General features: G+C 44.2%; 18 protein-coding genes. 7 read left to right on the forward strand and 11 right to left on the reverse strand.

What is annotated here, in order from left to right; translation table 11 throughout:
- The first annotated feature begins 124 nt into the window (after positions 1-124).
- Together GBV73_RS04235 and GBV73_RS04240 are read left to right on the forward strand one after the other, a co-directional pair.
- Complete coding sequence (locus GBV73_RS04235; protein WP_042700899.1) at positions 125-913, forward strand: energy-coupling factor ABC transporter ATP-binding protein; 789 nt, start codon at positions 125-127, stop codon at positions 911-913.
- Positions 910-1668 carry an energy-coupling factor transporter transmembrane protein EcfT gene (locus GBV73_RS04240; protein ID WP_152879544.1) on the forward strand — a complete coding sequence of 253 codons (759 nt, stop codon included), beginning with the start codon at positions 910-912 and terminating at the stop codon, positions 1666-1668. The genes GBV73_RS04235 and GBV73_RS04240 overlap by 4 nt, the downstream gene beginning before the upstream one ends.
- Here the strand turns inward: GBV73_RS04240 and GBV73_RS04245 are convergent.
- Complete coding sequence (locus GBV73_RS04245) at positions 1660-2310, reverse strand: hypothetical protein (protein WP_253910293.1); 651 nt, start codon at positions 2308-2310, stop codon at positions 1660-1662. The genes GBV73_RS04240 and GBV73_RS04245 overlap by 9 nt on opposite strands.
- Before the next feature lie 135 nt (positions 2311-2445).
- Between GBV73_RS04245 and GBV73_RS04250 the strand changes: the two genes are divergently transcribed.
- From GBV73_RS04250 to GBV73_RS04270, 5 genes are all read left to right on the forward strand, one after another.
- Entirely contained in the window at positions 2446-3120 is a 675-nt protein-coding gene (locus GBV73_RS04250; protein ID WP_371717008.1) for a hypothetical protein, read from the forward strand.
- On the forward strand, positions 3117-4106 hold the full coding sequence (locus GBV73_RS04255) for a hypothetical protein (RefSeq protein WP_042700907.1): 990 nt from the start codon (positions 3117-3119) through the stop codon (positions 4104-4106). Before GBV73_RS04250 ends, GBV73_RS04255 begins: the two co-directional genes overlap by 4 nt.
- On the forward strand, positions 4099-5175 hold the full coding sequence (locus tag GBV73_RS04260) for a hypothetical protein (RefSeq protein ID WP_152879547.1): 1077 nt from the start codon (positions 4099-4101) through the stop codon (positions 5173-5175). The genes GBV73_RS04255 and GBV73_RS04260 overlap by 8 nt, the downstream gene beginning before the upstream one ends.
- Positions 5162-6598, forward strand: coding sequence for a glycosyltransferase family 39 protein (locus GBV73_RS04265; RefSeq protein WP_152879549.1), 1437 nt, complete (start codon positions 5162-5164; stop codon positions 6596-6598). The genes GBV73_RS04260 and GBV73_RS04265 overlap by 14 nt, the downstream gene beginning before the upstream one ends.
- Before the next feature lie 111 nt (positions 6599-6709).
- Positions 6710-7657: an SDR family oxidoreductase gene (locus GBV73_RS04270; RefSeq protein ID WP_042700916.1), complete on the forward strand. Its 948-nt coding sequence runs from the start codon at positions 6710-6712 to the stop codon at positions 7655-7657.
- Between the two features lie 143 nt (positions 7658-7800).
- On the opposite strand, the gene pfdA is transcribed toward GBV73_RS04270, so the two are convergent.
- The 10 genes from pfdA to GBV73_RS04320 form a co-directional block, all read right to left on the reverse strand.
- Positions 7801-8244, reverse strand: a complete 444-nt coding sequence (gene pfdA / locus GBV73_RS04275; protein WP_152879585.1) for a prefoldin subunit alpha — start codon at positions 8242-8244, stop codon at positions 7801-7803.
- A 64-nt stretch (positions 8245-8308) separates the two neighbouring features.
- On the reverse strand, positions 8309-8545 hold the full coding sequence (gene rpl18a, locus GBV73_RS04280) for a 50S ribosomal protein L18Ae (RefSeq protein ID WP_042700920.1): 237 nt from the start codon (positions 8543-8545) through the stop codon (positions 8309-8311).
- Positions 8546-8551: 6 nt separating this feature from the next.
- On the reverse strand, positions 8552-9238 hold the full coding sequence (locus GBV73_RS04285; protein WP_152879551.1) for a translation initiation factor IF-6: 687 nt from the start codon (positions 9236-9238) through the stop codon (positions 8552-8554).
- A gap of 40 nt (positions 9239-9278) precedes the next feature.
- On the reverse strand, positions 9279-9539 hold the full coding sequence (locus GBV73_RS04290) for a 50S ribosomal protein L31e (protein ID WP_152879553.1): 261 nt from the start codon (positions 9537-9539) through the stop codon (positions 9279-9281).
- Positions 9540-9545: 6 nt separating this feature from the next.
- Positions 9546-9701 (reverse strand): 50S ribosomal protein L39e, encoded by a 156-nt coding sequence (locus tag GBV73_RS04295; protein ID WP_042700928.1) that lies wholly within the window; start codon positions 9699-9701, stop codon positions 9546-9548.
- 147 nt (positions 9702-9848) lie between these two features.
- A complete protein-coding gene (locus GBV73_RS04300; protein WP_042700931.1) occupies positions 9849-11012 on the reverse strand; it encodes an FAD-binding oxidoreductase in 1164 nt (387 codons plus the stop codon).
- On the reverse strand, positions 11002-11283 hold the full coding sequence (locus GBV73_RS04305; RefSeq protein ID WP_042700934.1) for a (2Fe-2S)-binding protein: 282 nt from the start codon (positions 11281-11283) through the stop codon (positions 11002-11004). Before GBV73_RS04305 ends, GBV73_RS04300 begins: the two co-directional genes overlap by 11 nt.
- The gene (locus GBV73_RS04310; protein ID WP_042700937.1) at positions 11280-11786 is read right to left on the reverse strand and encodes a 4Fe-4S binding protein; all 507 of its coding nucleotides are present in this window, start codon (positions 11784-11786) and stop codon (positions 11280-11282) included. Before GBV73_RS04310 ends, GBV73_RS04305 begins: the two co-directional genes overlap by 4 nt.
- Entirely contained in the window at positions 11783-13216 is a 1434-nt protein-coding gene (locus GBV73_RS04315) for an FAD-dependent oxidoreductase (protein WP_042700939.1), read from the reverse strand. Before GBV73_RS04315 ends, GBV73_RS04310 begins: the two co-directional genes overlap by 4 nt.
- Positions 13217-13326: 110 nt before the next feature.
- On the reverse strand, positions 13327-14466 hold the full coding sequence (locus GBV73_RS04320) for an FAD-binding oxidoreductase (RefSeq protein WP_152879555.1): 1140 nt from the start codon (positions 14464-14466) through the stop codon (positions 13327-13329).
- Positions 14467-14469: the final 3 nt, after the last annotated feature.

Here is a 14469-nt window from a genome sequence, read left to right on the forward strand (position 1 = left end):
GTAATGTGTTATGGTCTGAAAATCCTCCTCAGAGTCAAATACTGTTTAAATAACAGGGGGTGAAACTAAACACGCCCTGCCAGCAGGGGCAATTTTTTAAAGCATTACATCAAACTCTTGGAAGATGATAGAGGTAAGGAATCTGTGGCATGTCTATGAAGGGAGAAAAGAAGCTCTCAAGGGGGTTAGTTTAACTTTTGGAAACGAGATTATAGCTCTGGTTGGCCCCAACGGTTCTGGGAAAACAACCCTTGCAAAGCACTTGAACGGACTTTTAAAGCCAACAAAAGGCGAAGTTATAGTGGATGGAATGGACACTAGGAAATATAGTGTCGCCGAGCTTGCGAGGGTTGTTGGTTACGTTTTCCAGAATCCAGAGCATATGTTCTTTGAGGAGAACGTCTTTAAGGAAGTTGCCTTTGGCCCTAAAAATCTCGGTCTCTCAGAGAAAGAGGTTGAAGAGAGAGTTAAGTGGGCATTGAGAGAGGTCAACCTTGAGGGTTATGAGGATCGTTCCCCTTATTCCCTCAGCGGTGGGGAAAAGCAACGTTTAGCAATAGCATGTATATTGGCCATGAAGCCCAAATATCTAATCCTCGACGAGCCAACTACAGGACTCGATGAAAAAAATGCCGAAAGCGTGAAGAAAATAATTAGAAACCTTCACAGAGAAGGGCACGGGATACTCTTAATAACCCACGAAATGGATTTGGTTCTCGAGCTGGCAGAGAGAGTTGTGCTCCTGTATCAAGGACAGAAGGTTTTTGATGGAGATGTTGAGGAATTTTTTGAGCTCGATTTAAGAAAATACGACTTGGATAAGCCGAAACTTCTCAAAATAAGCGAAAAAGCAGGTTTAGGATTTGTTAGAGACGTTGAGGAGTTTGTAAAGGCTTTGGAGATGAGAACATGATGTACACGCTGTACCTTGAAAGGGACTCCCTCATCCACCGGCTTGATCCAAGGGTGAAGATAATCGGTTCGTTCTTTGGCATAGTAGCTTTAATTCTCTTTAACTCTCCCCTTTTGCTCTTCTCTATTTTCCTCCTGATAGTTTCCACCCTTGTTCTCTTGGGAAAGATAACGATTAAGGAAATCTTCAAAGCCCTCAAACCTATCATCCCAATCTCCATAGTTGCGATGGTCATATGGCCGTTTATTCTAAAACCATGGTATTTTGGCCTCTTTATAGGATTTGGTTATGGAATAAGGCTTCTTTCGGTTGCCCTGCTCACTCTGGGCCTGATAATGACAACGCCCCAAAGGGATCTTATCCTTGGGTTCATTAAAATGGGAATGCCCTACGGGATTGGCCTTACATTAACAATAGCCCTCAGGTACATCCCAACCCTCTACATACTGGCCCAGACCATAATGGACGCCCAAAAGTCAAGAGGGCTTGAGCTTGAAAAGGGCAACTTTATCCAGAGGGCTAAAAATACAGTCCCCATTTTAATCCCTCTGATAGTTGCATCAATAAAAACTGCCCATGAGCTCAGCATAGCTCTGGAAAGCAGAGCATTCGGAGCAAGCAAAAGGAGGACTTTTCTCTATAACATCAAGATGAAAGCAAGGGATTACATAGCACTCGGAATAGTCTCCGCCCTGTTTTTCCTTGCAGTTTATGCAAGGTACTTTCTAGGTATTGGATACATCGAGCTATTCTAAAATCATCTTTACCTTCGAGTCTATGGGTATGCTGTGTTCGCCAGTATTCTTTACAAATTCTGAGGGAGCTTTAAGAACGGTTAGATTTAGCCTGTAGTGCCCTCTATAGCCGCTGACTCTCATGACCAGAAGATATTCAAAAAGCTCCGGGACGAAGAAAAGTCTCCTAAACTCGGAGATTAGGTTGAGTTCGTTTATCTCAAGGGCATTGTGAGAAAGCACCAGAAAGATGCCCTTCCTATCAACGATTTTTCTCAGCTCCAGCATGCCCTTTTTGTCTATTTCCTCGAGGACCCCAAAGTTTGATACAAAAACAAAGGAGTCATCATGAACCATCCCAAGTGCATCTAGGAGCTCTCCCAGGGTGTAAACCTTGCCCATTAAGATGTTCTCGCTTTTCTCCGAGAACTTGCTGAGCAGCTTTGTGGAAAACCCATTTGTGGGTTCTAGATAGTAGGTCGGAATCTCCGAATTCAAAGCATTTGCAATCGATGAGTATTGAATCAGGTTTTGAGCGAGAGCATCGGTGGTTATAACCCCCGCTACGCTGCTGTTCTCTAATCCACCAACTAACGGGGTAAGCTCTTCAAGTAACTCAATGGCATTTTTTGGAGCATCACTTGGCTTGAAGAACATTGACATCAATAAAATTTTGACATCTTCATATTTATATTTTTTGTAGTGCTATCGATTAAGCGTCGCCTTCCGAAGCCATCTAGGAAAAGATCTCTGAGAACATGGTAAGCCTTTTATAATTTTTAATTCCACTGGATTTTGGTGGTAAGTGTGGCGAATAAGAAAGTCTTCATGCTAATAGCTGTAATAGCTCTTCTTGGCTTTGTAGCCAATTATTATACTGACCACTATCTAGGGGGAGAAATCTACGAAGCTGCGAATGAAGGCTTCGATCTGGTCACAAAAGGGTTTAACGTCACCGTTTTCGTGGAAACTGTGGACGGAAAAACTTTGGAAGGTGAGCTTTTTTCGGTTAGCGGATCAACAATTTACATTGTTAAGGACGGGAAAAGGCTCACTATAGGGGGCCCCTCTGCCACAAAGGAAGACATAATGGCGAAGCATATTGAAATTGAAGTAAAGGGAAACGTTTATGTTTACGAGCTCCCACCCATAACCGGAAAGTGCAGTGAAGTTATTGAGCAGCTCAAAGTAGATTCCTACTCCGAGCGCTTTTCCGGGATGATCTTTGTAAAGGGGCTTACCAACCCAATAGAGATAGGGAAGCTCAAATATGCCGTGGATTACCTTACTTATGGGTCAATTGATGTAAAGCAGTCCCTCCCTGATGGTGTGATTTTAACAGCCGGGATGGTACCAATTGGGATGTTGGAGGAATACATTGGAGATAAGGAGATTTACCTGTACGGAACACTTTACGTGAACTCAGAAGAACGCAACTTGCCCTTCAAGCTATTAGAGGTGAAAACCCCATGAGACCAGGGCTCCCTCTCCTAATTCCCATCCTCTTCGTGACTTTCATAACTTTGGGAATTGCTTCATATAAGACTCTCTTAGTAGGCACACTTTTTGCAGCAGCTTTTTCTTATGGGGTTTTTAAAGGCGAAAAGATACCTTGGAAAGAGAGAGAATTCAAATTCATAAAAGAGGAACACTTAGTCTGGGCATTTTTAATCTCGCTACTTTTGATCGTGCTTCAGATATTTATGATTAGAAGGGTGCCCCTTCTGGATTCGTCAGCCAGGCACTTATTAAATCCTCGCCTAACGGCTTTGACGTACTTTTTGGGTGTTCCATCCAGTGTATATCTTTTTTCAAAAGGGAAGAAATACTCGCTTGCTTACCCGCTTCTCGTGGCATTATACGGGTACAGAACTCCAGTTTTGGTTAGTTTCTTGGCATTAGGAGCCGCTTATTCCGAGAGGAGAAGCTTTGATTTAAAGTATTTAGTATCTTTTTCGCTCCTAATTTTGGTCGGGCTTATTGGGATTGCTCTCTTGAGGGGAGATGCGATAAGCAGTCAGCTCATTAGAATCCAAGCTACGACATCTGTTTTAGACGTTATAATCGACAGAGCCCCCTGGCATGGCTTCTATCACGGCCACCTCCAGTGGGCGGGAATTAGGTCGTATTTCTTGGGCGGATATTCTCCAAGGTACTTAGTGGCTCGCTTTTTGTACGTCAAGACAGGTGTTTCAATAACCCCAACGCTTTTGGGGGGCATGTACCTGGATTTTGGGGTATTTTCAATTTTGGAGGGCTTTTTGCTCGGGATATATTATGGCATGATAAGCAAAGCTGAGAGCCTCCTTTTGAAGGTAGTTTACTACACCACTCTTGCCTATGGCATCGTGGGCGTTGAAACGGGGGTTCTGGATTTACCGGTTTATGTCTTCTTTTTCATAGGCTTCTACGCCCTGATACGGGGTAAATACTCCATAAGGGTGACGAGAGTTGGATAGTGGCAGGATATTTGCCCTCTTTTTAGCCACTTACCTATCGCTTGCACTGCTTGGAAAGTTCATTTTTAGGGGTTACCTCGGTGAGTTTAGTTCAGGTGCGTTTTTCTATGCTCTAACATTTTCTCTGGCAGTATTTTCGGGATACAGCATCGAAAATAGGTTTAACCTCCCATTCGAGAGGGCTTATGTTTACCTAATCCTTGGCATTATAGCCAGTTCAGCCGCGGGAATTTTTGGAGTTCTGGTCGCTTTAATCGTCCTCTTGGGAGGGGTGCATGTTCTAAGAGGGAGTACCGGCAGATATCACAAACACGCTTACTATGTTGGGATAGCTTTGTTAGTTATACCCCCTCTTTTAGCGATGTGGAAGGGTGTGATTCCCATTCTAAACCCTCAGACGAGATACAGCAATTTAAAAGAACTTTACATCGCGTCTGCCCTTTTTGCGTCTTTGCTCATTGCATACCGGCCAAGCCTTATTGTTTTCCTCGTGGGGGAAGTTTTTGCAGTAATTTCAACATCCAGAACCAATGCCCTCATGATTTTTTTAGCCTACTTATTTAGGGCTGAGAAAAAGGAGCTCAAACGGCTCTTGGTAGTTGGTATCCCCCTGGTCGCTTTAGCATTTTTGGCACGCTTCTACGCAACGAAGAGCGTATATCCCATTTGGAAGCTCGGCTTTGTCCAGAGCTTACTCTATAGAGCTGGATTCTCTTACATGGTTTATGAGAAGCTTTTTTCACTGGGGATGCCATTTGGAAAATTTGAACTTCTTCTCCTCAATCCAAGTGCCCGAGAATACGTCGCAGCGCTTTTTGGCAAGGTGAACAACTACACGTATACAATTTTTGGACAACCTGCATATGATTTTGGCATTTTTGGGCTTTTTGAAGCCTTCCTTGTTGGGTTGGCATTGAAAGATTCGGAAAAGATGCCTATGTTTAGAGCTCTCAGCTTGACCTTTTTAATCCTAGCAATTGAAAATGGCTTTGACGCTTTGAACTTTGGTATTTTAATGGGCTCAGCTTACTTTGCTACTGTTGGAGGGATGAGAAATGCAGGTCAATAAAATAAAGGATATCGCTGGAAGCAGGGTGATTTTGGCTTCTATATTTCTACTGGCGTTGTGTTTGGGCTTACTTCTCAAGCCCCCCAAGTTGAGTATAACCTACGATGAGGGCCTATACATTAACGTTGCAAGAAACCTCGCAAAAAGCCCCTCAAACTTTACGTACCAGGGAGTTTACATGATGTACCGCCCTCCTCTGTACCCCTATACGCTCTCCATATTCTATCGCATTTTTGGTTACGAATATCATTTAGAGATAGCAAGAACAGTTTCTGCAGTTTTCTACGCCTTAACCGCCGCGCTAGTGTATATATTTACAGTGGAGCTTTTTAAGGACCAGAAAAAGGGTGTGGTTGCAAGCCTATTTTATATCCTGAATCCATTGAGCTTCACAATGTCAAATAGAGCTTTAGTTCACAGCGAATTTTCGTTCTTCTATACCTTGGCAGTATTTTTGTTATACAAAGGGTATAGAGATGGAAACGCCAAAATGCTCTACGCATCATTTGTATCCGCGGGCCTGGCGATTTTAACCCGCTATACAGGGCTTTCAATAATCGGGGTCTTTATAGCGTATCTGTACTTGGTCTCCCACTGGGACTGGCTCAAGAAAAAAGAAACTTACGTAGGATTTGCACTCTTAGCTTTAACTCTCGCACCTTGGCTGTATTTGGGCCATCTCTACTATGGAGGGGCCCTTAGGCCATTTTCAATTGCAACGAGGGTCATTACACTGGATACACCGGTTTCAGCATTTGAATACCTCAGCTGGGTTCTAGAAACCCTTGGAATTCCACTTGCAATACTAATCCTTTTAGGGTTTGGAAGCCTTGAAAAAGACAATGTAGGATGGTTAGTAATTAGCTGGGGAGCCGTTGGTCTTGCGGGAATATTGACCGTTACACACAAAGAAGTGAGATTTTTGACTTTCTTAATGCCTCTTGCGGGAATACTCTGTGCACAGGGAGCTTTCTTAGCTAGCGAGCTATTTTCCAAATATGTCCCATCTCAAAATAGACTCAAAAAGGTCTTTTTAGTCATTGTTATAGGGATCGCCCTTGCGTCATCTACCTATCACTCGCTTCAATATAAACAAGCATGGGACGGTCAGTACCTTGAGGAAGGAAGGACTTTTCAATATGCCAGCGAGAACTTCAGTCCAAGAGTCATTGGAGTAAGTCCGAGGCTTTACATGCTGGCTGGTTATTACTTCCCTGAAGCAAAGGTCTATCAGCTGCTCCCAACGGACCACATAAAAACCAGCATTAGGGAGGGCAAGTTTGATTTGATTGTGTGGCAGTATAAAACTAACATAGACAAGATCATGCTGGAAGACATAGAGGAGTCTGGCAAATACAAACTCGTCAAAGAATTTAGCAACGGGAGAATAAAAGTTTTTGCAGCATATGGCTTTCTCCAATGAGCAAGACATTAAAATCTTTACTTTTTAATTTTTCTGTCCTTCCAAAAGGGCAAATGACAACCCGCAAATTATAAATTTCCATAATAAGACAACTCGGGATGAGGGAGGTCAATGATGAAGAACAAGCTAATTGTGGTCACCGGAGGGGCAGGGTTCATAGGCTCTCACATAGCTGAAGAACTCAGCAAAGAAAACGAGGTAATAGTGATAGACAACCTTTATTCCGGTAAAGTTGAGAATGTTCCGCCAAATGTGAAGTTCATTCAGGCTGATATAAGGGACTATCATAGCATAGCGGAGCTAATCTCCCAAGCTGATTACGTTTTTCATGAAGCAGCTTTAGTCAGCGTTGTTGAGAGCGTAGAGAAGCCAATTCTCACAGAGGAGATAAACGTTCTTGGCACTTTAAACATTTTAAAAGCCCTGAGTGAGGGGCATGGAAAGCTGATATTTGCTTCATCTGCCGCAGTTTATGGAGACAACCAGAACCTTCCACTCAAAGAGAGCGAAAACCCTAAACCCTTGTCCCCATACGGTGTGACGAAGATAACCGGAGAATACTACTGTAAGGTCTTTTACGAGCTTTATGGAATCCCAACCGTAAGCCTGAGGTACTTCAATGTCTTTGGAGAGAGGCAGGGTTACAATCAATATGCCGGTGTAATAAGCATCTTCATAAACAGGGCCCTTAGAGAGGAACCATTAATAATCTACGGCGATGGAAAGCAGACAAGAGACTTTATTTACGTGAAAGATGTTGTAAAAGCAAACATCCTTGCTGCCGAAAGCAGTAAGGCAAATGGAAAGGTCTTCAACGTTGCTAGAGGAGAGCGAACCACAATACTTGAACTTGCGCTCAAAATTATCGATGCCACGAATTCTTCAAGCTCAATTGTCTTTGATAAGCCAAGACCCGGCGATATAAGACACAGCCAGGCAGATATAAGCGAAATCAGAAAACTTGGTTTCAAGCCGGAGTATTCACTTGAAGACGGGCTATCGAGAACAATTGAGTGGTATAGGGGAAAAGTCAATGAGGAAAGTAGTCCTCACCTCTGATTCCAGGCTTTCATTTTTGAAGAGAAAAACAAAAAGCTCGTACGGCCTTTTTCTGAAATTTTGCAGATAGCTAGCACTTGATATTCCATTCTGACCGGATATAAAAGAAGAAATTGAGTTTGAGGCCACTCCAATGGAAGAAGCTACTCCTTGGGGACTTTGAAGCTCATTGCCTGCTTTTGCTGCAACTCTTGGGCTTTTTGAGCAAGATCCTGGAGCTTGTGCTGTATCTGATGCAGTGCCTCCTGAGTCTTGGCGATGGCACTTTCGTATTCTTTAATTCTTTCATCAAGGTAAGCTATGGCTTCATCCAAGCTCTTCTCAATCGCATAACCGGAACCAACGCTAACTATGGCATTGTGCTTGTCTTCTATCCTTCCCTTTAAGAACGAACCAGCCCCTATTGGAACTAAGATTTCAGGATTCTCTTCTTCAACGTTCTTTAAGCTCTCAAGGGTTTCCTTCACTGCCTGAAACTCGTTCCTCCCAAGGGTTAAAAGTTCAAGGTTCTGAGCTAAAAGCTCTGCCTGGGCCTGTAAAAGCTGATACTCATAAGCCAGCCTCTCAAGTTGTTCCCTGTTTTCCATTCCCATCACCAAAAAAGAGTAACTGAAGAAGTTTTTAAGGGTGTTGGTTAAAAAAGATAAAATATCAAGCGAGTTCCAGGCTGAGTCTTCTAACCACTATGTCCTCAGCTTCTTCCGGCTTTATCTCTTCAATGCCCTGTATGTATATTTTTGACCTCTTAACGCGGTGCTTGCTTCCGATTTCTGAAAGGACGAGCTCTTTGACGTCTTCTGGCTTTAGAGCCCTGTACTCCTTGGTAAACTTGAACTTCTTTCCGTTCTTTTCGAAGATTCCATTAACTCTGAACACCTTAACTTCCATTGTCCCTCACCCCAAAAACCCTAACGCTTCTTCAATCTTAACAATCTCAGGACCCGTTGTAAGGTGGCCAACTACAACACCAAAGGAATTTGCAATCATGCATGAACCCACAAAGGGGACACCCATGTTAGCGGTTCCAACATAAATATCAACCTTAAATAGGTCTCTAAGCCATTCAAGTTCTTCGTCAGTTGCCTCGGGGTGAACAAGACCGCCTTTGTTCGTAACAACCCCGACGCTCCCAACGGCGTGGTAGCTAGCTATTATGCCCCTCTCAACTTCGACATCAAAGATATCTTCAAACTGCTTTGCTTCTTCCCTCGTAAACTTCGAGCTTATCAAAGCAGCTTTATCGTTCACAAGTATAAGGTTTCCAAAGGCAGTAAGCTTGCTCAAAACGGGTTCAACTCTAACATCCAGCCCGTTCTCTTCTAGGGAAGTTTTAATGTGCTCAAGTTCGGAGTCCCAGATGTAATAGGGGACTACAATAGCATTTGAGTTTGCGGCAGCGAAAATTCCAACTATCCTGGACTTCATTATGCTGGTTTCAATAACAGGAACCTTTAAAACTTCCCTGAGGACATCAAGCTTCTTCTCTGAAAGCCCTTCTCTAACTAGGGCAAACTTATCAGTAGCCAAGCCGAATACCCCAAGATATGGTGAGTTTTCAAAGTCAAGTCTTTCAATGTGCATTTCCACACCTCGGTTTTCCCTCATTGGAAAAAATTAGGAATCAGGCAAGGTGAACTTCAGCCACCTTGACGCCTTCCCTCTCTTCGATGGTTACCTTGACGCGGAGCTTGCTTGGTGGCTTCTCAATGCCTCTTTCCCAGATCTTTTCGTTAACGTCTGTACCTATTATGACCTCATCTGCCTTTGTGTGCCTGGCTATGAACTCTCTAACAAAGCGAGCGGCTCTTGGAGCTCTCTTCCATCTTGGAACAAGCTTCTTGACCTTTCTAATAGGAACAACGTAAATTCTCTCTTCCGCCATCTCACATCACTCCTTAAGCTTGGTTCTCCTCCAGTATCTTCTCTTGGGGTGAGTCAAAACCTTCCTGTTGGTTTTCACAATAACCCAAACAGGAACTCTCCTATTTTGCTTAGCTGCCTTTGCCAAACGGAGCTTCTTTGCCAACGGTTTGTTTCTTGCCATTCTTAACCCCTCCCTAATTTGTGAACGTGAAAAGCCCAACTAATGGCCGATTAGTAAAGCATTATTTAAATTTTTGCTTTCACTCACATTCAAAGATTAGGGGTTAAAAAGCTTTTCATTAGAATAGGCAGAGAAAAGAAGAAAAGGTCACCCTATCTGGAAAGCTGTGCTTCTGAGCTCTCCCCTCTCAAAGCGGTGTGGGTCATACCATTCCCAGTCAAGCGGTACATGAGTTTTTCCTTTGACAATCAGCTCTGCTATTGCTTCTCCAACTCCCGGAGCCATCATGAAGCCGTGTCCGCTGAAACCAGCCGCAATATAAAACCCATCTATGTAGTTGATCTTCCCAATTGCGGGGTTGCTGTCTGGAGTCTTTGCATAGAAACCAGCCCACTGCCTTAGTACGTGGACGTATTTCAGTGCCGGGATTATTCTCGTTGCCCATTTGAGCACTTCCCTCAAGAAATCATAAGTGGGCGTCATGTCGTAAGTTGGCCCGTATTCTAAGCCCGTTCCGCAAAGGATTCCCCCATCTTCTCCGTCCTGAATTACGTAGGAATCGTTCCATGCCGGCGGACAAACAAGGGGCTCTATCTGTCCCTCCTTAATAGGCTCGGTTTTGACAAGCTGGTGCTTATAAGGCTTTATTGGGATAAACTCCCTATCCAACCCAGCCATCTCGTTTATTATCGGTGCCCAAGCGTTTGCAGCGTTAACAACAACGTCAGTTTTTATGGTCCCCCTGTTTGTTTTCACCCCTTTGACTTCGTTGTTTTCCACTATAATGTCAGTTACTTCCGTATACTCACAGATCTCCGCCCCGAGCTCTTTGGCTTTCCTTGCAAAGGCAAAGACTGTCTTGAAGGGATTTGCCTTCCCATCCGTTGGGTTCCACTGACCAGCTAAGAACTCATCCGCATTCAAAAGAGGTACTATCTCCTTAGCTTCTTCCGGTGTTATAAGCCTTGTTGGAGCACCAAACTTGTTGTGGAGCTTGATGTTTTGCTTAAACGCTTCAACTTCCTCCTCAGTTGTTGCGAGGAAAAGATAGCCGGTCTGCTTGAAGTTTATATCGTATCCAAGCTCTTCGCTGAGCTTTTTCCATCTTTCAATGTTATACTTCATGAGCTTTATGTTTGCTTCATCGGTAAATTGCTGTCTGATTCCAGTGGCGCACCTAAAAGTTGAGCCATTTCCAAGATAGCCCTTCTCAACGAGAACAACATCTGCACCGAGCTTTGCCAGATGGTATGCTATAGAAGTCCCCGTACTTCCTCCGCCTATGACAACTACATCCGCTTTACTCTTCATCCATCTCACCTACCAGAACTCCTATTGGGACTGGTCTAACCGGAATCCTCGTTGCGGGAAGTTTTATCTCGTCCGGGCTCTTTCCGGTTTTCCTTGCTATTATGCTTATCACCATTGGAATGCATGTTCTTCCCTGACAAGGCCCCATACCAATCCTCAAAAGGCGCTTTATCATCTCTATATCCGTAATTCCCTGCTCAATAAGTGCCTCAATTTCCTCAACGGTTACCTCGTTGCATCTGCATATTATCTTCTCGCCTCTTTCACTCATTCTCTCACCACCTTAACGGCTCTAACCTCCCATGCTAATTCAACTGGCATCTCCACGGTTATTATCGGCGTATCACCCTTGCTCTTTTCCCTTGGAATTACCGTGACCACTTTGCCCGTTCCAACCTCTTCACCAACCCTATTGAGCAGAATTACCTCTTCACCAACCTCTGGAACCGGAAGAACTTCGTGGGGCATTGTCACTCTAGCTTTATCTCCGATGTAGTGCACCATGAAGAATGCCAGTCCGGGACAAATCTGCACGCAGAGAGAACAGCCAATGCACTTTTCATAGTCCACAAGGGGGACAGCATTTGGATGCTCCATAAGAACAGCATTGGTGGGGCATACCTCCTTACACGGCGTACACGGGATTTCCTGAGGGCACTCTGGAACAGCCACCGGTCTTTGTCTCAGCCTTTCTTCGCTTGGCAGACCAATATACTTCTTCAGCTCTTCAACAGTCAGGTAACCTTCCCTTAAGTAGTGGGGAATCTCGTTCATTCTACCACCACCTTCTTAAGCCCTTCAAGAACCTTTCTTCCGAAGGGCCCGCTCCTGAATTCTTCAAGCTCCCTCTGGGTTTTTTCTACTTCCTTAAGCCATCCTGGAGAAGCCACTCCAGCAGCTAAAGCGGCACTTATCCCGGCTATCTTCCCCTCAAGCATAGCTGTGGTAGCCTCCTCAATTTCTGCAGAATCACCTGCAACAAAAATTCCCTTTATTGTCGTCTCCATCCTTGAGTCTCTGATTACAACATGCCCTCCAAGCTCCGGGACGTACTTTATCTGGCACCCAATTTGGTGGAGAAGCTCTATACTTGGTCTCAATCCAACGGCCAAAGCTATCACGTCAACTTCGAAAACTTTTTCACTTCCCGGAACAACGTTCCAGTTCTCATCGAGCTGGGCAACAACTGCTCTTTCAACTTTTTCTTTGCCCTCTGCCCGTAAAATTGTGTGTCTAGTCAGTATAGGAATACCGAGCCTTCTAACCTTAGCTGCATGAACGAAATAGCCCCCTATCTTCGGCATTGCCTCCACTATTGCTTCAACTTTCACTCCTGCTTGATACAGCTGGTAAGCCAGAATTAGCCCGACGTTGCCAGCCCCCACTATTAAAACCCTGTCTCCCGGTTTTACCCCATAGGTGTTCATTAGTGTTTGAATCGCCCCAGCTCCATAAACTCCGGGCAAATCGTTGTTCTCAAAGGGGATCATCCTTTCCATTGCTCCTGTTGCGACAACAACGGTCTTTCCTTTGAATTCTACCAGCTCTTTGTTCTTTCTAACTCCAACCACGAGCTTCTCGTCTCCATCTTGGAGGAGCATTATCGCAGAAGTCTCCAAGAAAACCTCTATATCCCTCTTTTTGAGCTCTTCGCTCAATATTTCAGCTATCTTTATTCCTCTAACTCCAGCAAACTGCTCTCTCTTTCCGAAGAACTTGTGAGTCTGCTTAACCAGCTGTCCTCCAAGCATTGGATTTTCATCCAAAAGAACAACCTTTGCCCCAGCATCGCTTGCGTTTATAGCGGCCATCATTCCTGCTGGTCCTCCTCCTATGACGACAACATCCGCTTCAATCCTCGGAGGCTCCTTCCATTTAGGCGGCTTGGACGTCTTGGGTAAAACCGGCTTTTCATCCTGCCTCTCTATCTGCATGCCCTCTTCAACAAGTGTTATACAGGTTCTTACGTTTGGGATGCCGTTTACCTTCATTAAGCAAGAGGAGCACTTTCCAATTGCACAGAAAAGTCCTCTCGGCCTGTGTTTCTTTGTGGAATGCTGAAAAATCCTTATGCCTGCAGCATGAAGTGCCGTTGCAATCGTTTCGCCCTCATATGCCTTTATTGGCTTTCCTTCGAAATAAATTGTGACTTCTCTTCCGCGGACTCTTTCGAAATCCAGAATAGGATGTTCAGTAAATCGCATAAAGTTTCACCGATGTAAACTAAAGTACAGCAATTTATGAAGATTTTTTCATAAAAAAGTTATACACCTTTGGTTAAAGAAAACAAAAATAAAAACATAGAGTAGAGAAATCAACCCATTTGCAAAGCTTTTTGTCTAAGCTCTCCACGTTCAAAGCGGTAAGGGTCATACCATTCAATCGGAAGCTTGCTCTTTCCTTTTGTTATCAAATCCGAGAGCATTTCCGCAACTGCTGGAGCCATCATGAAGCCGTGTCCACTGAAACCAGCCGCAATGTAATATTCATCTATTTCATTTATCCTGCCAATTGCGGGGTTGCTGTCCGGAGTCTTTGCATAGTAACCCGCCCATGTTCTCAAGATCAACAGCTCTCTAATTGCAGGAACTATCTTCGAGAGGTAGGTTGTAACTTCACGCAGGAATGTATAAGACGGGCTTAAATCGTAAGTTGGGCCCACCTCGTAGCCCACTCCTCCAATTATTCCACCGTGGTCAGTTTGAGTTAAGTAAGAGTCTTCATATTTGAAAGAAATCACCATCGGGTTTATTGTATCCCTCTTTATCGGCTGAGTTATTATCGCCTGGTGTTTGTAGGGCTCTATGGGAATACGTATGGGTACCTTGGCCATTGCATTGATGAGCTTGGCCCACGCATTGGTCGCGTTGACGACTATTCCCGTTTTTATAGTCCCTTTGTTGGTCTTTACTCCCTTAATTTCGCCTTTTTCTATAATTAGGTCTTTGACTTCGGTGTATTCGTATATTCTCGCTCCCATCTCCTGGGCATGTAGGGCAAAAGCTGTCGTTGCATGGAACGGGTCAGCTTTTCCGTCGGTTGGGTTCCATGAAGCCGCCATAACTTCACTTACATCCAAAAGAGGTACTATCTCTTTTGCTTCTTCGGGGGTTATGAGTTTCGTAGGGACGCCAAAGCGATTTTGAATTGAGATGTTCTCTTTGAATTGGTTGATCTCTTCTTCACTGTAGAGTAAGAAAAGATAACCTGTCTGCTTAAATGGGAATCCGTATTCTTCGCTGTACTTTTTCCACAGCTCCACAGAGCGTTTCATAACTTGGACGTTTGCCTCATCACCAAACTGCTGTCTGATTCCAGTTCCACACCTAAAGGTAGATCCTGAACCTATGAACCTCTTTTCGAGAACCACTACGTCTTCTCCTCTTCTGGCCAGCTCATGAGCCAAAGCAATGCCAGTTATTCCTCCACCGATGATAACAATATCCCCTTTCATACT

The organism is Thermococcus sp. 101 C5, from assembly GCF_009372125.1.
Lineage (GTDB): Archaea > Methanobacteriota_B > Thermococci > Thermococcales > Thermococcaceae > Thermococcus_A > Thermococcus_A bergensis.

Excerpts from the sequence above, each read along its gene's own strand:
- GBV73_RS04235 (WP_042700899.1), top strand. The coding sequence starts at position 125 with ATGATAGAGGTAAGGAATCTGTGGCATGTCTATGAAGGGAGAAAAGAA.
- GBV73_RS04240 (WP_152879544.1), top strand. The coding sequence starts at position 910 with ATGATGTACACGCTGTACCTTGAAAGGGACTCCCTCATCCACCGGCTT.
- GBV73_RS04245 (WP_253910293.1), bottom strand. The coding sequence starts at position 2,310 with ATGTCAATGTTCTTCAAGCCAAGTGATGCTCCAAAAAATGCCATTGAG.
- GBV73_RS04255 (WP_042700907.1), top strand. The coding sequence starts at position 3,117 with ATGAGACCAGGGCTCCCTCTCCTAATTCCCATCCTCTTCGTGACTTTC.
- GBV73_RS04265 (WP_152879549.1), top strand. The coding sequence starts at position 5,162 with ATGCAGGTCAATAAAATAAAGGATATCGCTGGAAGCAGGGTGATTTTG.
- GBV73_RS04270 (WP_042700916.1), top strand. The coding sequence starts at position 6,710 with ATGATGAAGAACAAGCTAATTGTGGTCACCGGAGGGGCAGGGTTCATA.
- pfdA (WP_152879585.1), bottom strand. The coding sequence starts at position 8,244 with ATGGAAAACAGGGAACAACTTGAGAGGCTGGCTTATGAGTATCAGCTT.
- rpl18a (WP_042700920.1), bottom strand. The coding sequence starts at position 8,545 with ATGGAAGTTAAGGTGTTCAGAGTTAATGGAATCTTCGAAAAGAACGGA.
- GBV73_RS04285 (WP_152879551.1), bottom strand. The coding sequence starts at position 9,238 with ATGCACATTGAAAGACTTGACTTTGAAAACTCACCATATCTTGGGGTA.
- GBV73_RS04290 (WP_152879553.1), bottom strand. The coding sequence starts at position 9,539 with ATGGCGGAAGAGAGAATTTACGTTGTTCCTATTAGAAAGGTCAAGAAG.
- GBV73_RS04295 (WP_042700928.1), bottom strand. The coding sequence starts at position 9,701 with ATGGCAAGAAACAAACCGTTGGCAAAGAAGCTCCGTTTGGCAAAGGCA.
- GBV73_RS04300 (WP_042700931.1), bottom strand. The coding sequence starts at position 11,012 with ATGAAGAGTAAAGCGGATGTAGTTGTCATAGGCGGAGGAAGTACGGGG.
- GBV73_RS04305 (WP_042700934.1), bottom strand. The coding sequence starts at position 11,283 with ATGAGTGAAAGAGGCGAGAAGATAATATGCAGATGCAACGAGGTAACC.
- GBV73_RS04310 (WP_042700937.1), bottom strand. The coding sequence starts at position 11,786 with ATGAACGAGATTCCCCACTACTTAAGGGAAGGTTACCTGACTGTTGAA.
- GBV73_RS04315 (WP_042700939.1), bottom strand. The coding sequence starts at position 13,216 with ATGCGATTTACTGAACATCCTATTCTGGATTTCGAAAGAGTCCGCGGA.
- GBV73_RS04320 (WP_152879555.1), bottom strand. The coding sequence starts at position 14,466 with ATGAAAGGGGATATTGTTATCATCGGTGGAGGAATAACTGGCATTGCT.